Below are 21,078 nucleotides of genomic sequence, written 5' to 3'. Positions count from 1 at the left end.
TCTTTATTATTTTAATGTGTTTAACAGTGAATCTACTTGGTTGGTGGCGATAGCCTTTTGAAAAAGCGCCCGGATGTACAGATATTTTGCGTTGACAAAATCGGTTTCTGCACGGTAAAGGATGGTCAGGGCTGCATTGAGCTCAATGATGTCGGTCAGCCCGTTCTTATAAAGCGAGAGCTTCTGGCGATACCCTGCGGCCGCTGCCTTTAGCTGGTTTGGTATTTCATCGAGTCTTTTATGCGCGGTACTGATCTCAAGGCCTGCCTGAAGGGCGGCATTTGATAACATTAGCCGCTCCTGCTGTAGTTCCTTTAAGTAAAAATTGCTACTGGCCTTTTGGGTCCTAAGCTTCAACTGACGCCTGCGCAGATCAAATAAGTTATAACTGATCCCTACGCCCACGAGGTAATTTTCCCGTTGCCATTCCAAGCCATTCGAGAGACTGTTGAAATTATCATTGGCATCAATGCTTGATCCCCTTGACCAGGCAGCAGCTTGCAGGCTTACCTTTGGATTATAGGCTTTTTTGACCAGGTTTTCCTTCTCAACGCTGCTTAGATAATTGCTTTTGTAGAAATCAAGCAGCGGATGGCTTGAACTGTCGGTCAACTTTACCGATAGGTTTACCTCAAGCGATTTTAGCCGATCCAGGATCGTACTGTCAGCGACAATACTTTCCGGATTTAGCCCGCTGATTGCTGCAATGTCGAGCTGAACCTGTCTGTAGGTATTGTCCATTTCAATATAGTTCAATCTTGATTTGGAGAGTTCGGCCCCTGCGATACTGGTATCCACACCCGGACGCACACCGCTTCTGGCAAGGGATAAAATCGAACGGTTGATCTGCTCATTGCGACTGATATTGCTTGCTTGAATGGATAGCATGTCCTGAAGCTTTAGTAGACTCAGGTAATCATCAATAGCGATGGCCCTTGTCTGGTATCGGCGCTGGGCAAACTTGGATCGTTCAACGACAAGTTCTGATTTGGCGACTGCATTCTGAGCTTTATAGGCACCAAAATTATAGACCTCCCAATCAAGGGAGACAATACCAAGATTAGTAAGTGTAGCCTTGGTAGTGCTTTCAGTCCTAACACCTCTGGAATTGGAAGGAACAATACCAAAGGCCATGTATGGCCCTGCAACATTATTGTTTGAGCCCAGATCTGCCTGATAATTAAGCTTCAGATTTGGAAGGGCATTCGCCGCGGTCTCTCTTAACTGGGCGGCACGTATATCAACTGTTGCTGAATCAGCGGCCAGTGAAGGTGAAAAAGCGGTCACGTGATCGATCAGATCAACGATCCCGATGGGCTTTGGGGAGGTTTGGGCATGGCTTTCCAGCCCCATATATAAAAGTGGGAACAAACAGAAAATCTGTTTAATACGGATCATGTCTTTAAATTAAAATTTAAGGAAAAAGATTTGACGGACGTCTTGGACAGGAAACACGGTGATTAACCGGCCGTCGTCACTTCATCATTTGAAGGACCTGTCAATAAAAGAAAATTGAGATAAATCTCAGATCCGAAAGACCTGGTTGGAAATATAAATTGGGACTGATCCGGCAATCCTGTATCTGATCTCAAGAAAATACCTGTTTAGGTTAGAGGCTAAAAGCGAAAGCCCCAAAAATAAGATGACGCCGATAAGAAAAGCTTCCAAAACAGGAAGCACGGTTTTCTTGCGTTCATCAAGGATACACTTAAATTGTCTGGTAATTTTTGAATCCTTTCCAAGCGGAGAAAAGCTACCTTTGTACTGCGCAGCTGATTTTATTCCCCGGGCGGACTCTAAAAGGGAGAGGTTGGATAAAAAAAAGATATTGCCCAAAGAGATAATCAGGTACAGCAAGACGACTCCAATTATAGAGCAATTTGGTACCTGCTTAACTTTCAAACCCTTCAAATTTAACAACCTAAATATATAGGCGCTAAAATCTGCATTAATCTAAAAAGATGAGAGGATAAACCGCAACAAAACCGTTACAAAATATCAACAAATATTAGGTTACGATATTTCTCACCCTACTTTCGATTGTCATCGAATAATTTCTTTTTCCTATACTGTCCCTCCATCTTGTTGTTCAAAACTTTATCAAAATTAACCACAGCTTCACAATGCTCAAAAAGGGTCGAACTTCCGCGGGTTGACCCTACTAAGTGGCAATATGAGGCATCTAAAAAGTATGCCTCTTATTTTTTAAACATTAAGAACTTGAAAATAAGTCACTTACAATAGATTAAATTGAATTTTTCGGTTCGAACTTTTTAGAATTTTCCCTAAAATTAAGATATACCGCAACTATTTATAAAACACCAATTGTCTAGACATCAGTGTTGAACTCCATAAACTGCTATCTAATTAGCCAAATAAGCATGTGGATTAGTTTCAATTGCGAACATCGATCAGCTTGAATATTATTCAATTATAGGATAAACGGGGGGAAATCCGTTTGGTCTAAATTTTTTTACAATTATGCGCAAATGCCATGTAGCTTGCATTTAATTTAGAAGGTACATACCCTCGGTTTAACAACGTGATTGATTTAACACCGCCATTGAAATGAAATTTGTATTTTTTGTTTTTTGAAATAATTTGATGAAGCGGGAATTGAAAGTTCATGCATTATTTAATGCATTCCTCAACTCGCATCTAGCCTTCATTTTCATAGAATTCGAATTATCAAGTACTCATCATCAAAAACTGAAATTCTTATTTGAATAATGGAATGAGTTTATGAGAATCATATCCTAAAAAACCCATTTTTTTAAGGCTAGAGAAAGGACATACCAAGAACAACCTCAAACCTTGGTAAATATCAAATAATGAGGGAATAATGAAAATAAAATGAATGGAATAAATTTGCCTATTTATAAAAATGAAAGGGCAACTAGAATGCTGCCCTTAATCAATTAATGCTCACGGTGATTGGCATCTTAAGCAGCTACTCCTGTCATTCTTCTGCATTCTTCCGCACAAGCCTTACAAGCATCTGCACATTCCTGACAATGCTGGGTATGATGATTACTACACTCATCTCCGCATTGCTGGCAAATATCTGCGCAAATACGGCAAATGTCTTGAGCAAAAGAGCTACCCATACTCATCAATTGAGCGGCAGAGTAGCAGATGGCTGCACATTGCATATCAAGCTCAATACACCGCGCCATCATTTTCACGTCTTCTTCCTGAGTGCATGAACTTGCACAATGATTGCAAATTGAAGCACACTTTAAGCATGCATCAATACAGTTTTTCCATTCATGGTATCCCATAACTTTAATTTTTTAGGGTTATAAAAAAAATTCCTATATAGATAACATGGTTATTTCCAGGCGGTTTCATTTTGTTTAAGAAAAGCTTTAATCCCGTGATATGATGCTTGTTTAAACGGTAGAAGAATAAGAAACTGGTTCTCGTATTCAAATAAGGAGGAATAGTGATAAATTAAATTCTCAACACCTACTTTAAGATTTTGCACATCATTTTATTAGTATTATATTTGCAATACGGAAATGGTGTCCTTCCGATTCAACCGCTTTTTTCAAAAGCTGATGGCGCCTACAATAGAAATTCCAGCAGGTAATAAAATCTGCCGGTCAAAGTATTGTAGGTGAAAAAATTAAAAATAAATTCTCAACTCTTATTGCTGGCAGCTATCTTAATTGCGCTTGTCTTACTTTGTCTGTCTGCCAAAGTGAGATCAGTGTTAGCAATGGTCCTGCCGGTTGAAACTGAATGGTTCTTGTGGATAAATCAGCACCATAATGCATTCTGGGATACGATCATGTACTGGGCCAGTGATAAGCGTTTTTGGCTTCCTTTTTATGCCTTCATTATTTATTGCCTCTTCCAGAATTTCTGCAAAAAAATTTGGCAGGTTCTTATTACCATTGCGCTACTAGTTGCTAGTGCAGATCAGATTGCTTCAGGACTGATTAAAAACACCGTTAAGCGTCTACGCCCTTCCCATGAACCGAATCTAACTACGATCATTCATTTAAGTAAAGCAGGTGCGGGTGGGATGTATGGATGGCCATCCGCTCTTTCATCACCTATCTTCAAAAGCATTCTTTCCGCTGGTTCGGCATTTACCGGATCATTGCCGGAGCAACGGTTCTTGTACTCATTACTTTGGAATTATTCAATAACGGAAAATTAACATAAAACTATGTGGTGGATCTACGCGCTATTATCAGCTTTCTTTGCTTCCCTTACGGCCATCTTTGCAAAAGTCGGCGTAACCAATGTCAATTCTGATTTGGCTACTGCCATACGAACGGTGGTAATACTGATTGTAGCCTGGGGGATCGTAATGGCCAGAGGCGAACTTAAAGGAATTACGGAACTGTCAAAGCATAACCTGCTATTTCTTTTTTTATCTGGCCTTGCCACCGGCTTGTCCTGGATATTCTACTACAAGGCTTTGCAGATCGGGAAAGTGTCCCAGGTCGCCCCTGTTGATAAGTTGAGTGTTGCCCTAACTATTATACTTGCAATGGTGTTCCTGAAAGAAGCTCTTACCCTGAAAGTATTCTTTGGTGCCCTGCTGATCATTGGGGGAACACTGGTTTTGATCTTTTGAGAAACTCAATTATTTGTAAGCAACCGAAATACTAAAAATCAATATAAAACAAAAAACTATGAAATTAACTAAAATTCATGCCCGTGAAATTTTGGATTCCAGGGGCAATCCGACAGTAGAAGTAGAAGTCACTCTTAACGGAACAACAGCAAGGGGTATTTCTCCATCCGGGGCAAGTACGGGTGAAAAAGAAGCCGTAGAGCTTAGAGATGGTGATCCAGAGCGCTATAATGGTAAAGGCGTGGAAAAAGCAGTAAAAGGGATTAACGTCGAAGTCGGCAAATCAGTCACCGGCTTATCCTTTGAGGGTCAGCAGGCCTTCGATGATCATATAATTGGTCTGGATGGAACCGAGAATAAATCAAGGCTCGGCGCAAATGCGATGCTTGCGGCCTCAATCGCCTTCGCCCGGGCTTCGGCCGTTGCAAAAGGGATTCCCTTGTATAGGCAGCTAGTGGAAAGGGAAGGTTACGTAATGCCCGTACCGTGCATGAATGTCATTAATGGGGGAAGGCATTCTGATAACAACATCGATTTTCAGGAATTTATGATTGCCCCTCATAACGCCCCCTCGTTTAAGGAAAGTATCCGTATGGGCGAAGCTGTTTTTCATTCCCTGAGAAGTCTGCTAAAAGCGAAAGGCTATTATACCGGAGTTGGTGACGAAGGTGGGTTTGCGCCAAATCTGAGTTCTAATGAGGAAGCCGTCCAAATCATCATGGAAGCGATACATATTGCCGGTTTTGCTCCAGGCAAGGATATTTCCCTTTGTCTTGACCCAGCGACCAGCGAAATGTGGAATAATGGAAAATATGAATTTTATAAAAGTTCTAAAGAACGGATCACAACAGATGAAATGATTGGCTTTTGGGAAGGATGGTTAAAAGAGTACCCAATTATCCTGTTGGAAGACGGGTTGGGCGAAAACGATTGGGAGGGATGGAAAAAGCTGACCAGCCTTTTGGGAGACAAAGTGGAATTGGTTGGAGATGATATATTCTGCACCAACCCGAGTATTATCCAGCAGGGAATCGACCAGGGCATTGCAAACAGCGTACTGATTAAATTGAACCAGATCGGTACAGTTTCCGAAACGCTAAAGGCCGTAGAACTAGCCCAAAAAAACGGTTACAATTGCTTTATTTCTCACCGCAGTGGTGAAACTGAAGACACGACAATTGCGGATCTGGTTGTCGCTACCGGTGCGGGGCACATCAAAACAGGAAGTGGCTGCCGCTCTGAAAGGGTATCTAAATTTAACCAGTTGCTTCGGATAGAAGAAGAACTTGGTGATAGGGCATCATTTGCAGGAATCAATACTTTTTATAAAAAATTATAAATCAGCCGCTAACCTACAATGAAACATAATAAATTTTTATTTGAACACCTTTCGGTTTTTAAATATGCGGTTCGATGGACGCTGCTTATACTTCCTGTTGCCATTGCAATAGGAAGTATGGTTGCCTTGTTCCTTTGGCTGCTAGGCTGGGCCATTCACTTTCGCTTTCAGCATACCTGTCTCATTTTTCTGCTACCTTTAGCAGGTATTGTGATCCACCTGATTTATCAGTCAGTTGGTAGGTCCTCAGAAAAAGGAAATAACCTGATCATGGATGAAATCCATAGGCCGGGTGGTGGAGTGCCCAGGCAGATGGCGCCAGTAATCTTAATAACTACAGTGATTACCCATTTGTTTGGCGGATCGGCTGGAAGAGAGGGAACCGCGGTACAAATCGGAGGAAGCATCGCAGGAATGTTTAGCCGCTGGTTTAAGCTAAATGAGGTAGACACCAAGATGCTCCTTACCGCGGGAATTGCAGCCGGGTTTGGGGCGGTGTTCGGAACACCGCTCACCGGTGCCATATTTGCAATGGAAGTTCTGGCCATTGGAAGAATAGAGTACAAGGCTTTACTTCCCGCATTAATTGCCAGCGTGCTTGGTGATCTTACTGTCTCTGCCTGGGGCATCCATCATACCGCTTATCACATCGATCACATAGAGAAAAGTGCCTACTTTCTATCTGAATACCTGCCGGTAAACCTACTCCTGCTTAGTAAGGTTATTCTAGCATCCACATTGTTTGGTCTGGCCAGCTACCTGTTTGCTGTAATGGTGCATGAGATCAAGGCCTTTTTTTCTAAAGTATGTAAGATCCAGTGGCTTATTCCTGTTATCGGTGGTCTGATTATTATAGGCTTGACTTACGCCATCGGGAAACCGGATTACTTAAGTTTGGGCGTGGATAGCGAATACCAAGGAGCCGTTACAATTCCCTCTGCTTTTCAGCCTGGTGGAGCAGATACTTGGAGCTGGTTATGGAAGACCATTTACACAACTTTAACATTAGGAACTGGATTTAAAGGTGGTGAGGTAACGCCTTTGTTTTATATTGGCGCAACATTAGGCAATGCACTTTCGACCTTATTAAATGCTCCAGTTAGTTTGTTTGCTGCCCTTGGATTTATTGCTGTTTTTGCTGGTGCAACGAATACACCCCTTGCCTGTACGATTATGGGTATAGAACTTTTTGGTAGTGAATACACCATGTTTTTTGCGGTAGCCTGTTTTACAGCCTATTTTTTCAGTGGCCATTCAGGTATATATTCTTCACAGCGTATTGCGGTACCCAAAATATTTACGGGAACATAAAATATTGACTTATCCTGTTCCTGTGGATTATCATAAAGAGGTGAAATTTTTATAAGATCCTTGACCAATGCAATCAGCAATTTATATCAAAAAGCAACGCTATATCGACCGCTTTCCTTCCTCTCTTTTCTAAAGCATCAAGTACAGATGATTTAACTGCCTATGTTGTTTTAATAAGGTAGAGCAGTAAAAGTATACTAGCTATGAAAACTAAAGCGGTTAAAACTTTAACAAAAAGTGTTGAATGGTAATACACCCCCTGATTCAATTGTTCTTTCGTTGAATTATATCTTAAGTAAGAACAAATGATAGTAATTGCTCCCAGGGCAACTAGAAAAATCCCGATAATGCGGGAATCTCCGGTTTGGTGCAGGGGCACTTTACTCCCCAGTGCGGCACTGATCTGCTTGATAAATAGCGAGAATTTCATCACCACGAAGCCAAATCCCATGATACCAATACTGGTTCTGATCCAGGCCAAAAATGTTCTTTCATTAGCCAAATGGTCTCCTGCATGCTGTTTGGTGTTTTCCTGATCTTGAATTTTCATCTTGTTCTGTATCGGTATATTACAGCAATATATTTGCATGTTATGTCAATATCGATGCCAGTTTGGAGATGATAACCCTGGTATCCCGGATGCAAGTAAGCCTGTTTGATTCAGTGCCGGCAGGATAGCAGGTAACTGCAATTTCTTCGATAAACGATAAGCCTGATAGGTCAATAGATTCTTTAACCTCTTGTTCAATGCTTTTCATTAGGATCATGATTAATCGGGGTTGATATGTTCTGATTTTATGAGCTAATTGCTCTATTCCCCCCTGCCTCTGGTTTTTTCTGATTTTAACTGACGATTTATCAATAGGTGTACAAGTTAGATGTTCCAAAAAGCATCCCGTGCCTTTAAAGAACTGCAAAAAATCTTCTACAGATTTAAAATCGCCAAATACCTCACTAAATGCAAGATAAATTGTTCGAAACAGATTAGTATTTCCCAGGTAAAAATGTTTATCGTCACCTCCAGGAGCTTCAGAAACAAAGAGCAGCAGCACTTTAGCTGGCTGATATTGCCTCGAAATTTCGGTAACACTATACATTATAGTTGTAGCTTTTAGCGAAGCGCATAAATAGTTCCGCCAGAGCGTCCTGCTGACCATGAAGCTGAATGAAATGAAACGGCCTTTCGATAACCATATCCTTGATATCTATGATGCGGCATTCATTATTCTTGAGCTCTTTCAATATGGAGTGGATAGATAAAAAAGCCAGGCATTTGCTGTGAATCAAATAGGATTTAATGCTTTCGGTACTACCTAACTGCATTTCTATATTTAAGTCCCCCACCTTTATCTGGTGTGCTTTTAAAGCATATGCAATAACATCTAGTGTACCAGAACCAGGTTCACGAAGTAATAAATCATAATCCTTCAACTCATTCGGTTTGATCATTTCCTTTTTCATGGCATAATTGTGACCAGAACACACCAGCACCAGCTCGTCTTTTAGATATTGTTCGTATTTAATCTGTGGGTTCCGGGAGATGCCTTCAATGATTCCAAAATCTATTTCCTTAGCAATCAAACGCTGCTCTACATCTTCTGTGTTTCCGGTAACCAGTTGAATTTGTATATCCTTAAACTTATTGTGAAACTGTGCCAATACAGGTGGAATGATATATTGTGCCACAGTACTGCTGGCACCAATCCTCAATATTCCTTTATGCTGTTTAGTAAGTAGATTCATATCATATTCCAGTTCCCGGTAAGTTCCAAAAATCTGTTCTGCGTAATGCAACAATAATTCGCCGGCTGGGGTGAGGCTGATTTTTTTGTTTCCACTGCGTTCAAATAATGACATTTTGAACTCCTGCTCTAATTCTTTAATGTGTTTGGTTACAGCAGGCTGACTGATAAATAACTCTGCCGAGGCCTTTGTAAAATTCAGCCTTTTAGCGACAGCATAAAATACTTGCAAACGGAAATCTATCATACACGGTTTTAGTAGATAACCTAAGATACAAACAATTTGTTTCAACGGGTACTGACATCATAACCTTACGTTATCATCAATAACTTTTTATGCTTTTTCTGATGAGTAGAATAAATGCACATTTGTAACAGAAAAATATTGGTTATGAATAAGGAATCAACAGAAAAAGAAATCAGACAAGCACTTATATATACAGCCAGGACAACGGCTATCATTGCGTTTCTATTTGTTGCTTGTGGAACCATTTTCATCTGCACTTTATTTTTTAATGGGCAGCCAGATGTAGTGACAGCAAAAACCAAACAGGATGTGGAAACCGGTATAGCTGCTGTTAACGTCAAAAGCCAGGTTGTACCTGCTGATGCCTGGAAAGCGCCTGATGAAAATACGATTCCGGCGGACACCAAGTACGGCCAGATGATCAGGTATGGCAAAGAATTAATAGCACATACGAGCAAATATTTTGGGCCAAATGGATCCATAGCCCGTATTACAAATGGTATGAATTGTCAGAATTGTCACCTCGAGGGTGGAACCAAACTGTTCGGAAATAATTATGCTGGTTTTATTTCCAGTTTTCCTAAAATGAGTGGCAGATCAGGAAAGGTTGAACCTGCATCGGCACGTATTGCAGAGTGCTTCAATCGAAGTCTTGCAGGCAAAGTACCAGACGAATCTAGTAAAGAGATACAGGCAATGCTGGCTTATATGAAATGGCTTGGAACAGGTGTAAAAAAAGGGGAGAAAGTGTTTGGAACGGGAACCGAAAAATTAAAATTCCTGGATAGGGCAGCGAATGTCAAACATGGAGCGATTTTATATACCAGTAAATGTCAAAGTTGTCATGGTGCAAATGGTGAGGGAATACTCGATGAAGACAAACTAACTTATGTTTATCCGCCATTATGGGGCAAACACAGCTACAATGATGGCGCAGGGATGTATAGACTCAGTAACTTTGCGGGGTTCGTAAAGAACAATATGCCATATGGTGCCAGATATGGAGATGCGCGGTTAAGTGATGAGGAGGCCTGGGATCTCGCTGCTTTTGTGAACTCACAGCCAAGACCACATAAAGATCAGGGAAAAGATTACCCTGATTTGTTAAAAAAACCTTTTGATGCGCCATACGGACCATATGCCGACAAATTTTCTGAAAATCAACATAAGTATGGTCCATTTGCACCAATTGTAACCTCCGAAAAACAAGTAAAACTAACAACTAAATAAATCATCAAAATCTAAAATCATGAAAAAAATAACCTTAATCTGTACATTATTTTTGCTGATCGCAGCAACCTCGGCCACTTTTGCCCAAGCTACACCTGCTAATTTTACAGGGGCAAAAGCCACCCTGAAAAATTATAAGGCACTGTATGTAATCAATAACGGTGATGAGAAAAAGATTGCAGGAACACTTCGAAACCTAAAAAATGCACTCGACGATCCCAGGTTAAAAGGGAAAATCAATGCAGAACTTATTGCCTTTGGAGATGGCGTAGCTGTTTACCAGAAGAACGGATCTTTTGAAAAAACATTGTTAGAACTGCAATCCAGAGGAGTAATTCTTGCACAATGTGAAAATACCGTCAGAGAAAGGAAAATCGAAAAAAATACCTTATTTGATTTTATCAGTTATGTACCCAGCGGCAATGGTGAAATCATCATCCGTCAATATCAGGGATGGGCAGTTGTACATCCTTAAACCAAATAATTAGAAAATCATGAAATATATAAATCACACCTTTTTAGCCACAGTTGCATTTTTATTGCTTTGTGGAAATGTTAAGGCCCAGGATCATCGCTTTGATCCGCCCTGGAATACTCCACCTGAAAGTAAAGTTCAGTTCACAGTACCTGGAGTAGACAATGTGCCTGATCTTTTTGGAGACATTAATGATCCCCAACTGGTGGTTTTCTTTGCCGGTAACCAGTTTATGTGCATTGACGAATTAATTGCAGCCTTTAAAAAGTCATATCCACATTATCAGCGGGTATTTGCCGAAACGCTTCCCCCAGGCATTTTAGCCCAACAAATAAAAACCGGTAGCATTGTGGTGGGCAACATGAGAATTACCTTAAAGCCGGATGTTTATACAGCTGGTAAGAACCGGATAGACATGACCCCTGAATGGTTTAGCAAAACGACTTTATATGCTAGAAACAGGTTGGCAATCATGGTCCAAAAGGGAAATCCGAAGGCATTGAAGTCACTCAAAGATTTAGCAAATAAAGAGCTGAGGATCAGTATGCCCAATCCAGAGAATGAAGGGATCGGTAAACGTATTGAAGAAGCCTATGTGAAAGCTGGAGGGGAAACATTAAAATCTACCATCATGGAAGATAAAGTTAAAGATAAGACTACTTATCTTACCATGATCCATCATCGCCAATCACCAATGAGGATCCTATACAACGAAAGTGACGCCGCTCCAGTATGGTATACTGAGGCCTACTATCAGAAAATGATTGGCCATCCTGTTGAGCTCATTGAAATTCCTGAAAAAGAGAATATCCATGCGCAATATATAGCGGGACAGTTAAAAGATGCGCCACATCCGGCCGCTGCAAAAGATTTTATGGATTTTTTGATCAGTCCGCAGGCTGCTGCCATCTACAAAAAGTTTGGTTTTGATTTACCTTAAACATAAACACAATGAAAAATATATTTTTAACCATATTGTCAGTCGTTGCTGTAGTGACCATTGGGAATGCACAAATCCCAAACGATACTTTATATGTCTATGGTCCCGGTGGGCCGCTCGGACCGATCAATGAATGTGCGAAGGTTTTTGGAAAGCAGCATGATATCGTAATTAAAGTCACTGCCGGGCCAGATAATGAATGGATGCCGGATGCAATGAAACATGCAGATCTGTTCTTTGGAGGAGCAGAATACATGCTTTCAAAATTCATGTCTGACCACCCAAACATGATAGTGGCGAACTCTCGGACAGAGTTATATAAACGTGCGGCAGCGATCCTGGTACGGCCCGGCAATCCTAAAAACATCAAAAATCTGGGCGATCTCTGTAAACCAGGTGTGAAAATTCTTGATGTGAATGGGGCTGGGCAAATGGGGCTTTGGGAAGATTTGGCAGGTCGACAAGATCTGATTGCAAACATACAGCAGCGTATAGCAGGTACATTTGCAAATTCGGCATTGGGTATTGCTGCATGGAAAAATGATCCTCAATATGATGCCTGGATAACATTTGGCTCCTGGCATAACCGTTTACCAGACCTCACCTCAATGGTTAGGATTCCTGTTACACAAACAGTCTATAGAGGTACACCTGTAGTGAGGGGTAGCACTGGTACGCATAAGTCGGAAACTGAGGATTTTATCAAGTTTATGCAATCCGATAAAGGACATCTCATTTTCAAAAAATGGGGTTGGGAATAAATAATGTCTAAAAACTTATCTTCTATAACATGAAGTTATGGAAGATAAGTTTTAATGATTTGATCGGGGTTTATTAGTTATGGATCTTTGAATTAGAAAATAAAGACAATCAAAATTATGACACAAATCAAAGACAATTCAAATTCTTCTAAAATAAAGGCGGGTAACCTGCTAAACTTAAATTTAAACACCCGTAAAATTATCTTCATCCTGGCAGTTTTGCTGTGCCTCTTTCCATTTATGTCGCCTCCTTTAGCCTTATTGCTAGGATTAGTATTGGCGCAACTAATGGAACATCCCTATCTGCATTTAAATCACAAGGCCACAAACCTGCTGCTAAAAATTTCTGTTGTCGGGCTAGGATTTGGAATGAATGTATTCAGTGCAATGAAAGCAGGAAAAGAAGGCGTACTGTTTACCGTAGTTTCTATTTTCGGAGTGCTTATCATTGGTTTTATCCTGGGAAAAGTATTTAAAATAGAACGTAAAACATCTTTTTTGATATCAGCTGGAACGGCGATCTGTGGTGGAAGTGCTATTGCTGCATTGTCGCCTGTAATGAACGCAGAAGAAAAACAGATCTCCGTTGCAATGGGTACTGTTTTTATACTCAACTCGGTGGCCTTATTTCTTTTCCCCGCTATCGGACATGCGCTTAACTTGTCACAGTCACAATTTGGTATGTGGTGTGCCATTGCTATTCACGATACCAGTTCTGTTGTTGGGGCAGCCAGTAAATATGGTGAACAAGCACTACAGATAGCCACAACTGTTAAGTTAGCCAGAGCACTATGGATTGTTCCCGTAGCGTTTGGTACATCTTTCCTGTTCAAAAGCAACAATAGCAAAGTTAGTATACCCTATTTTATAGGGCTATTTATCCTGGCAATGATCGCCAACACCTACTTACCTTTTATTAAGCCTTTTGCGCCCTACTTTGTAGCATTAGCAAAAGCAGGCTTAACTTTAACCTTGTTCCTGATAGGAAGCGGACTCTCATTTACTATCTTGAAAGCAGTGGGGATAATGCCACTGTTACAAGGCGTAATTTTATGGATAGTAATTTCAAGTGCTGCATTATGGGCAGTTATATCTTTGGTTTAAAATACATTAGTTACTGATCATCACCAGCTTTTTTGAAAGATCATCAATAAGAACCACATGTTTATAATCGGCGCCACCTGTTCCTACACTCTTAATTATCCCCGAGGATTGACCGCTAAAAGCTCCTTTTTCATCGGTCTTAAAAGAATTGATGACATAATCTGCGTTAAACGTATCATTTGAGGAGTTGGTTAACGCTAAAGTATACGAAGTATTTGGCTCGAGTTTTTTAAAGTCCTGTTGGACAAGATCAGTCAAGCCTACGCTTCTTACGTTTAGCATGCCTGATGACATTGAATTATCCTTATTCATCAATTTAATCACCTGACTTTTGTCTGCAAGATTAAGCGGGGTTAAATTTTCTTTTGAGGCATTTGCAGGGCTGGCATTAGCGGCGTACAACAATGCTTGCGGACATTGTCCAATAGCAATGGTTTTTACAACGGCCATTTTTACCAGATCAACCACTTGTACCTGGTCATCATTTTCTAATCCGACATATGCAAATTTACCATCTGCCGAAGTCCAGACGCCATGTGGCAATGATCCTGTCGCAACGCTATCAGTAAGCTTGAAATCTTGTGAAACACTAAATACTTTTAAGCTGTTTTCTCCGCCAATGGTTGCCAGCATCACAGGTGAATCATTAACTAAAGTAAAAGTGACATGGTTGGTAATTGGACCTGTATTTAGTACTGTATGTATCGTATTTGTCTCCGTGCTGATGACAGTGATCTTCCCTACATCCTTATGTGTCAATGCAATCCATTTCCCATCAGGACTACAGAATATATTTGGAGAAAATGGACTAACTACTGGAATACGCTTTACAATAGCATAAGAAGTTGCATTCACTACATCCACTTCTGCAGTAAAGCTGGAACAAATATAAGCCCATTTTCCATCTGGAGTAAAAGCAACCATTCCCGGGCCGTCGGCTACTGGAATTTGCTTGATTTCAATCAGTTTATTTGCATCAATTACGCTGATATACGATTCTCCTCTTACCGATATCCATGCCTGTGATCCTGAAGGGTTAAAGGTTGCCTCATGCGGTGAACGTCCGATATAAACAGTTTTTAAAACTTTATTTTTTGCTGTTGAAATAAAGGTTACTGAATTTGATCCAATGGAAACCGCTGCTAGTAATTGCCTTTTAGGGGAATAACCCAGGCCATGAACCAGGGCCTGTCCCTTATATAGAGGACTTAAGATATCAGGTTGGGGTTTACCAAGAACAATATTTCCTAATAGCGTTTGTGTTGAGGGATCTAAGACAGAAACCGTATTAGATATCTGATTGCCTGTATAAACCCTGTCTTGGGCATAGATTGATTGTGCTTTTGATTGTAGGGCAAAACTGAATATTAATAGCGTAAACAAGGATATCTTTTTCATATGTTAATGGGAGTTTGTAAATGTCTTCATTTGTTGGATTTCTATCTGTTCATCTGAGATAATATTCTCGGCCAGTCTTTTTACATTTTTATTTTTTCCATACCGCAACTCAACTTTAGCCATGTCGATGGCAGCCTGATGGTGAGGAAGCATTATCCTTGCAAAGGACAGATCAGTATCAGACAATTGTTTTTCTTCAGGCATTTGTTCCATCATCACTTTCATCATCTTCTGGTTGGCGTTTTGATGTTGGTTGCCTGTAGCGATAAATCCTTCAGGATGGCTGAGCAGGAGTCGCATTTGCTGAATCTGGGTTTGTTGCTCAGCTTTGATACTTTTAGCTAGCTGAATCATTTCTTTATTTTTTCCGGTCTTAATCTCTTCTTCTGCCATATCAATAGCACCCTGGTGATGTGGGATCATCATTTGTATGAAATCTCTGTCTGCAGATGTGGTAGCTGATATTTCATCCATCTTCATCATCATATGAGCCATTTGCCCAAGGAAGACATTTTTTTTAGTTGCCATTTGCATGTGTTCATGTTGTGCTCGTGCAGAGAAACTAGCAAATAGTAGAAGTATAGACGTGAATCTGATCATGGTTTGATGTAGAATATTAATTGTGATAAACTGTTTATGCCAAACAAGCCTTATGCGATAACCGCAAGATCCTGAAATTTGTTCTTATTGAGCTATATTACATCTACATCAATTGGCGAGATAAAATTAACCATGTAAGTTCTTCTGTCTAAATCATGCTCCATGGGTTGCGTTTTGCCATTTTGATCTGTCGCTCTAGCCATTAAACTATATCTTCCAGTCTTAGCAGGAACCACCCATTCAAATTCAAATAGCTGCCAGGCGAAAGGGATAGCAGGACCAATTAATTTTGCTGGTTGCCATGAATTTCCTTTATCCGTGCTTATTTCTACTTTCGATAGGTTACTATCACCTGACCATCCTGCACCCCTTACTTGATAAGGTTTTCCAGCCGGCACCGCTTCAAACAATACCGGCCTTGATATTTCAGACTTAACCAATGTAGTGGTTACGGGCGTCAAGGTAGGTAGTCCTTCAACACGCTTCCAGTAAGCATATTCAATCGTCTGCCAATAGCCATCAAACGGCTTTTCAGATGCAGTAATTTTCATCAGCCATTTCACAGATGCCATACCATACCATCCTGGAATAATTGCCCTTGCCGGGAAACCATGTTCAGCACTCAATGGTTTTCCATTCATTTCATAGGCGATGATGATGTGATCCTGCATTGCTATATTTAACGGAATGCTTCGGGCGAATTTGATTTTTCCTGGTGATTTCGGCTCTTCTGTAATCATCCCCTCATCATTCCCTTCCAAAATAATGTCTACCGTACCCACCTTTATGCCAGCCTTCTTTAACAATACGGATAAAGGTACTCCTGTCCATTCAGCATTGCTGATCCCACCTTGTTCCCATCCTAAACCCTTCACTTTTGGGGCGAGGTTAGCACGTCCGTTTCCGGCACATTCTATAGTAGCCATTACCTTTTTTGCAGGAAGCTTTTTAAGTTCGCTCAGATTGATCTTTATGACATGATTGGTGTTGCCGCCAATCTCTAATTCCCAATTTGTAGCATCAATATTGGGAATATTAAAATGACTCCTGATGAAGAACTGGTTATTTGGAGTAATCCTGTTTTTTAACGTAGGAAATGGAAACTCCATATTTAATGGCTTTTTCTCTCGCGTAATAAGTCCTGGAAAGTCATTGTCTTCTCTGGTTTGTTGAATCTCCTTCGCCGAAGCCCAGGATGGTATTGTTGCGCCAGCTATCACCGGGATAATTCCAGTAACAAAATTACGTCTGTTTAACGTGTAGTTTTGTGATGTTTTGTCGTTTTTCATTTCAATAAATGTAGGTGATTACAATATAGCCAAAAATCTCTCATAGGATAACTTGTATTCTTCCTTTTTCTTGATGGTTGAAAGGAAACAACTGTAGACTTTACTTCATCGCTGGCCTGCTAGAAAAGACACAATAGTTCTATAACTGTTTATCAAATACTCATCTCAATTTCTATCAAAAAACGGTCGTTTCTTGATAATACAAAAATGGGCGAAACAATTCATTGAAGAGGCTATTGGAATAGATTTCAAAATGATAAATTCCTTGGTAAAACTTATAGTAATTTCTTTTTACGATACTGCCTTTCCACCTTATTGTTTAACAAATTCTCAAAATCAACTATCGCTTCGCAATGCTCATAAAAGTTCGAACTTCCGCGGATTGACTCTACTGATTAAAAGCTCATCGAAAGATGGGCTTTTTTTGGTTCAGGTCCATTTATAATTAGTTAGCTTTCTTAGCGAGACGCTAAGACGAGATGAGAACGCCGGAGGAGAACAAATTTTTGCTTGGATATTCGTATTAATCACCAATTTGATTCTTTAATAATCAGCAATGAGCGACGAAGATTTTTTCGAGGATTTGATAAAATCATTTCCCACTCTAAAAACAGATATTGAAGAGGAAGATAGGTATCTGGTACATATGCGTATGGAAGTGTTTGCGGGTTATACTAATAAGCTGATAGAGGAAAACAACATCCCGGAAATAACTAAATGTTTTGATTTCCTTGAATCGAGGATTGATCTTATGAATGATACCTTAAAGAATGCCTTGAATGTTTCATACTGCGAAGCATTATTACTAGGCAAAAATGCAAATATAATGGCTCCAATAGTCCAAATAATGCCCACGAAATTGTCAGTGGTATATGCGGAGTATGAACAGTATTATGAAAATATATTGAAAAGGCATCGCGACTCTGGTCAATAGAATGGTTTTATCAGGATTTTGAACGACCGAAAAGTGCGCATTAGGTCTGATGCCCACTTTTGGCGATACTCCTTCGCAAACCATTCGACGCCTTTTTATTGGCATTTTCAATCAGCCTAAAAACCTATTGAAGAACTTTAGCTGAAGGGCGCAAATCTTCTATAAATTCATCCGTGAATCTATGTCCTAAGGTTACTGATTAAAAGCTCATCGAAAGATGGGCTTTTTTTTGAGAGTATAATTCGTCTTAGCGAGACGCTAAGACTAGAAGATAGATTAAATTCACACGCGGCACGCGTGCGCTAGCGAGGGGATTATTAAAACTAGTTATGCTTTAAGATTTGGGAAAAGTCTTTTCCTTTATCTTGGAAGCTTTGATTTTACTGATTTTATATACCCGTTTATAGTAATTGATTGTACCTTTTGCCTGTGGTGTTTCTCTATCTTCAAATGAATCGATTTTCTTTTTATAGCTATCAGGAAGTTGAATACCATTATTATTTACAATGACATTGGTTACTTTAGGCTGCTTAGTCTGATAAAAAGTCTTGTTGTGACTTATTTTAAAACCTTTCGATGTAATAATTTGTAATATTTCGTTAACAAAAGGTTTGAAATCCGTTTTTGAAGAGATTGTAATATCGTCAACAAAAGTAGTTAGAGTCATTCCATGTTTTTTAGTTAATTGTTCCAATTCAAGCCCTGCACTTACAAATACTAGGTTTGCCAAATATGGTGAGGTAGGTGTTCCTTGTGGTAACATTCCCTTATATGTTGTAAGTTTGGTTAGAATCCTTGCCGCTGTTGGAGAGAAATTTCTCTTTACATACATTTCAAACACTTGATGGTGGCTAATCCCAGGATAAAAATTTCTTAAATCTGTATTGAAGAAAAACTTGTTTCCCTGATGCATTTTTGCATTTAAAATGTTGTCTCTTTTAGCAACACCGCCAAATGCATAATTAGGTAGTTTTATTGTTTTTAAGAGTTGTACATGAATACGTTTTTGGACGCTTTTCATTAACGTTAAGCTTGGATAAAGATCACGCGTGCGAGGTTTACCGTTTTTATCGATTAATTGAATACCTTTTCTATCTAACTTAGGATTACTAATTAAATAATAAAAATTGTCAATATTATTTAAAAGGTGATCAAGCTCCTTTTGAGATATTTTTAAAATTCTAAGTAATTTCGGTACATCCAGCATAGGCTTAAAAGAATGATTCTATCATCCCTTTTATTGAGGGCTGAATAATTTGAAATGCTTCTTGTTTTTTAGGATCAATATCATCCAAGGTCATCGAGTGAAAAAAAAGAACCGGAAGTGGAGTTTGCAGTACTTCAGCAATAATTTTTAATACGCCCAAAGTTGGCTCTTGTCTATTGCTTTCTATTTTGGATACGTAAGCTTGAGTAAGGCTACATTTCTGGGCAAATTCATTTTGCTTTAAACCCTTTTTTGTTCTTATTTCCTTAATTGTATTTCCTATGTCCATAACAAAAGTTTGAAAAAAGTAGGAGTGTCAGATTAAAATAAGTCCTTAAGATGATTGTAGATTGAAAAGATACGCGCTAACGTCCCCATAACTTTAACAGATGTCGATAGCCATTTCAATTGATCTGGCTCTGACTTGGATTGCTCCAGCATGTTAATACAATCACGTAAAAGAACTTGCTCTTCGTCTGAAAACGAACAACGGTGCTTTGAAAGGATTTCCCCAATACCCAGTATTAGGTTGTCAATGTTTTTTAAACTATTGTTTTCCATAATTTTTAAGAATTTAATTATAAAGGCATATTGCCTGCTTCTTTCAATTATGCTATAATTAAATTCACATACGTTGTTCATTATTCACTCCTACAGAATCCTGCTTCATTAATTTTCAAAAAAGACAGCGATGATTTCATTAACGGGTTAATCCGATTAAGTCAACATTCTCACTCCGGGATTACCGTATTACGGCAAGGCGGTTTCGCGACACTTTTCGGTTCGGTTAGACTTAGAAGTGAAGTGACGAGGTGGAAAGTTATGGTCATCAAAAAGACCTAAATAGGCTGTGCATTGCTACACTTTACGATTTGAATTTATTACATTTAGTTTTAAAAAACCTTTCAAAGAACTATAGCACAATATTAAATAATATTCCTGACAGAACAAAATTTATTTTAAAAAATATTTTAACAGGCATTAAAATATTGAATCGTATATTCAAAGAGTAAATAAGGGCACTATAGATTTAATAATAGAAAAGACATATTCTTTAACTTTATTTCACATATTAAACAATATTATATAAAATAAATGAACAAGATAACAGAGGCTCCAACCACCATTTCCTAACTTGTCCTAGTTATAATTAGTAATCAGATGATTTCGCTATTAAAACCCCTAACTAGCGCACGCGTGCCGCTTATGAAAATGTGTTTTTATCCATACGTAAGTTTAGTGCCCTTGTTAAACCAACATCTTAATTTTTCGAGAAAATTTAATGAGTCAAATACTGAATCGCAAAAGTCATCCATCCTATCGTTCTATTTACGATGACTTGCGCCAGTAAGGTTATTTCATGCTTTGCCCAACAGCTTCAAATAAGTTAAAATCTTGCCGCTATGTTCCGCTTCGTGATAGTTAGCAGCTTGTAGCGCCTCGATATGATTTTTCACTTTAAACCCGATGGGTAACTCAAAGGGCTCATAATTTACAAATATTCCGGATTCCAGATCTGATTCAAGTCTGTTCACGGTATCAATCAATAAATGTTTCAGCTCATTCACATCCGGATTAATTTCCCCAGGAACGTGGAGACGATCCGATTTCGAAGGATTCCATGAATGCTTTAGAGATATACATCGGTAATCCACTACGCATGTACACATGCCGCTGTTGAGAAGTGATACAATGACCTATTTGCCAGATGATATTATTGTTAAAACCCGCTGGAATTTTAAATAATATTTCGTTACCACTGGTTTCAATTAATTGCAATAGCCTGTTTCTGCTGGCCCTTAAAATTTCACATTCGAAATGTACATTAATCATTTATTTGGTTTAAGTGCTCAGGAACAGAAGGATCCGCCATGTTTTCTAAAATAACTTTTTCACATTAAAGTTCAAAA

The 21,078-nt window shown here is 39.3% G+C and carries 23 protein-coding genes and 1 riboswitch; of the genes, 10 read left to right on the top strand and 13 right to left on the bottom strand.

Going from position 1 to position 21,078, the window contains the following annotated elements; genetic code table 11:
* Positions 1–6: 6 nt before the first annotated feature.
* The gene (locus ABD769_RS00390) at positions 7–1,398 is read right to left on the bottom strand and encodes a TolC family protein (RefSeq protein WP_056095310.1); all 1,392 of its coding nucleotides are present in this window, start codon (positions 1,396–1,398) and stop codon (positions 7–9) included.
* A gap of 1,544 nt (positions 1,399–2,942) precedes the next feature.
* Complete coding sequence (locus ABD769_RS25050) at positions 2,943–3,281, bottom strand: four-helix bundle copper-binding protein (protein ID WP_008245450.1); 339 nt, start codon at positions 3,279–3,281, stop codon at positions 2,943–2,945.
* A 227-nt stretch (positions 3,282–3,508) separates the two neighbouring features.
* A riboswitch (Fluoride riboswitch) is annotated at positions 3,509–3,577 on the top strand.
* A gap of 42 nt (positions 3,578–3,619) precedes the next feature.
* Between ABD769_RS25050 and ABD769_RS00380 the strand changes: the two genes are divergently transcribed.
* From ABD769_RS00380 to ABD769_RS00365, 4 genes are read left to right on the top strand one after another with little or no spacing between them, the layout of a single operon-like run.
* Entirely contained in the window at positions 3,620–4,168 is a 549-nt protein-coding gene (locus ABD769_RS00380) for a phosphatase PAP2 family protein (protein WP_187593151.1), read from the top strand.
* 9 nt (positions 4,169–4,177) lie between these two features.
* The gene (locus tag ABD769_RS00375; protein ID WP_008245453.1) at positions 4,178–4,591 is read left to right on the top strand and encodes an EamA family transporter; all 414 of its coding nucleotides are present in this window, start codon (positions 4,178–4,180) and stop codon (positions 4,589–4,591) included.
* 58 nt (positions 4,592–4,649) lie between these two features.
* Complete coding sequence (gene eno, locus ABD769_RS00370) at positions 4,650–5,930, top strand: phosphopyruvate hydratase (RefSeq protein ID WP_008245454.1); 1,281 nt, start codon at positions 4,650–4,652, stop codon at positions 5,928–5,930.
* A gap of 18 nt (positions 5,931–5,948) precedes the next feature.
* Entirely contained in the window at positions 5,949–7,241 is a 1,293-nt protein-coding gene (locus ABD769_RS00365; protein WP_265856908.1) for a voltage-gated chloride channel family protein, read from the top strand.
* 160 nt (positions 7,242–7,401) lie between these two features.
* On the opposite strand, the gene ABD769_RS00360 is transcribed toward ABD769_RS00365, so the two are convergent.
* From ABD769_RS00360 to ABD769_RS00350, 3 genes are read right to left on the bottom strand one after another with little or no spacing between them, the layout of a single operon-like run.
* Positions 7,402–7,791 (bottom strand): YidH family protein, encoded by a 390-nt coding sequence (locus tag ABD769_RS00360; RefSeq protein WP_008245456.1) that lies wholly within the window; start codon positions 7,789–7,791, stop codon positions 7,402–7,404.
* A 40-nt stretch (positions 7,792–7,831) separates the two neighbouring features.
* Positions 7,832–8,293 carry a hypothetical protein gene (locus ABD769_RS00355; RefSeq protein WP_344848202.1) on the bottom strand — a complete coding sequence of 154 codons (462 nt, stop codon included), beginning with the start codon at positions 8,291–8,293 and terminating at the stop codon, positions 7,832–7,834.
* A 37-nt stretch (positions 8,294–8,330) separates the two neighbouring features.
* Positions 8,331–9,230 (bottom strand): LysR family transcriptional regulator, encoded by a 900-nt coding sequence (locus ABD769_RS00350; protein WP_056095397.1) that lies wholly within the window; start codon positions 9,228–9,230, stop codon positions 8,331–8,333.
* Positions 9,231–9,374: 144 nt separating this feature from the next.
* On the opposite strand from ABD769_RS00350, the gene ABD769_RS00345 reads away from it, so the two are divergent.
* From ABD769_RS00345 to ABD769_RS00325, 5 genes are all read left to right on the top strand, one after another.
* On the top strand, positions 9,375–10,460 hold the full coding sequence (locus tag ABD769_RS00345) for a c-type cytochrome (RefSeq protein ID WP_187593149.1): 1,086 nt from the start codon (positions 9,375–9,377) through the stop codon (positions 10,458–10,460).
* Positions 10,461–10,479: 19 nt separating this feature from the next.
* Positions 10,480–10,935 (top strand): DsrE family protein, encoded by a 456-nt coding sequence (locus ABD769_RS00340; protein ID WP_008245470.1) that lies wholly within the window; start codon positions 10,480–10,482, stop codon positions 10,933–10,935.
* Between the two features lie 19 nt (positions 10,936–10,954).
* Positions 10,955–11,875 (top strand): molybdate ABC transporter substrate-binding protein, encoded by a 921-nt coding sequence (locus ABD769_RS00335; protein ID WP_056870676.1) that lies wholly within the window; start codon positions 10,955–10,957, stop codon positions 11,873–11,875.
* An 11-nt stretch (positions 11,876–11,886) separates the two neighbouring features.
* Positions 11,887–12,636: a substrate-binding domain-containing protein gene (locus ABD769_RS00330; protein WP_008245473.1), complete on the top strand. Its 750-nt coding sequence runs from the start codon at positions 11,887–11,889 to the stop codon at positions 12,634–12,636.
* Between the two features lie 117 nt (positions 12,637–12,753).
* Positions 12,754–13,740 (top strand): YeiH family protein, encoded by a 987-nt coding sequence (locus ABD769_RS00325; protein ID WP_008245480.1) that lies wholly within the window; start codon positions 12,754–12,756, stop codon positions 13,738–13,740.
* 6 nt (positions 13,741–13,746) lie between these two features.
* Here ABD769_RS00325 and ABD769_RS00320 read toward each other — a convergent pair whose 3' ends face one another.
* From ABD769_RS00320 to ABD769_RS00310, 3 genes are all read right to left on the bottom strand, one after another.
* Positions 13,747–15,138, bottom strand: coding sequence for a beta-propeller fold lactonase family protein (locus ABD769_RS00320; RefSeq protein ID WP_056095402.1), 1,392 nt, complete (start codon positions 15,136–15,138; stop codon positions 13,747–13,749).
* Between the two features lie 3 nt (positions 15,139–15,141).
* Positions 15,142–15,672: a DUF305 domain-containing protein gene (locus tag ABD769_RS00315; RefSeq protein WP_056095405.1), complete on the bottom strand. Its 531-nt coding sequence runs from the start codon at positions 15,670–15,672 to the stop codon at positions 15,142–15,144.
* A 158-nt stretch (positions 15,673–15,830) separates the two neighbouring features.
* Positions 15,831–17,027 (bottom strand): sulfite oxidase, encoded by a 1,197-nt coding sequence (locus ABD769_RS00310; RefSeq protein WP_008245487.1) that lies wholly within the window; start codon positions 17,025–17,027, stop codon positions 15,831–15,833.
* A 556-nt stretch (positions 17,028–17,583) separates the two neighbouring features.
* Here ABD769_RS00310 and ABD769_RS00305 point away from each other — a divergent pair.
* Complete coding sequence (locus ABD769_RS00305) at positions 17,584–17,961, top strand: DUF7674 family protein (protein WP_344848164.1); 378 nt, start codon at positions 17,584–17,586, stop codon at positions 17,959–17,961.
* A 334-nt stretch (positions 17,962–18,295) separates the two neighbouring features.
* Here the strand turns inward: ABD769_RS00305 and ABD769_RS00300 are convergent, their stop codons facing one another.
* The 5 genes from ABD769_RS00300 to ABD769_RS00280 all read right to left on the bottom strand — a co-directional run bounded on the left by ABD769_RS00300 (position 18,296) and on the right by ABD769_RS00280 (position 21,001).
* Positions 18,296–19,168 (bottom strand): reverse transcriptase family protein, encoded by an 873-nt coding sequence (locus ABD769_RS00300; protein WP_344848161.1) that lies wholly within the window; start codon positions 19,166–19,168, stop codon positions 18,296–18,298.
* A gap of 4 nt (positions 19,169–19,172) precedes the next feature.
* Entirely contained in the window at positions 19,173–19,457 is a 285-nt protein-coding gene (locus ABD769_RS00295; RefSeq protein WP_344848158.1) for a helix-turn-helix domain-containing protein, read from the bottom strand.
* 32 nt (positions 19,458–19,489) lie between these two features.
* Complete coding sequence (locus ABD769_RS00290) at positions 19,490–19,729, bottom strand: hypothetical protein (protein WP_344848156.1); 240 nt, start codon at positions 19,727–19,729, stop codon at positions 19,490–19,492.
* A gap of 797 nt (positions 19,730–20,526) precedes the next feature.
* Positions 20,527–20,736 carry a hypothetical protein gene (locus ABD769_RS00285; RefSeq protein WP_344848153.1) on the bottom strand — a complete coding sequence of 70 codons (210 nt, stop codon included), beginning with the start codon at positions 20,734–20,736 and terminating at the stop codon, positions 20,527–20,529.
* 7 nt (positions 20,737–20,743) lie between these two features.
* Entirely contained in the window at positions 20,744–21,001 is a 258-nt protein-coding gene (locus ABD769_RS00280; protein WP_344848150.1) for a DinB family protein, read from the bottom strand.
* Positions 21,002–21,078 lie beyond the last annotated feature (77 nt).

This window comes from Pedobacter jeongneungensis, from assembly GCF_039538295.1.
Taxonomy (GTDB): domain Bacteria; phylum Bacteroidota; class Bacteroidia; order Sphingobacteriales; family Sphingobacteriaceae; genus Pedobacter; species Pedobacter jeongneungensis.
Note: the sequence above shows the minus strand (reverse complement) of the source record. Positions and strands in the feature narration are given on the sequence as shown.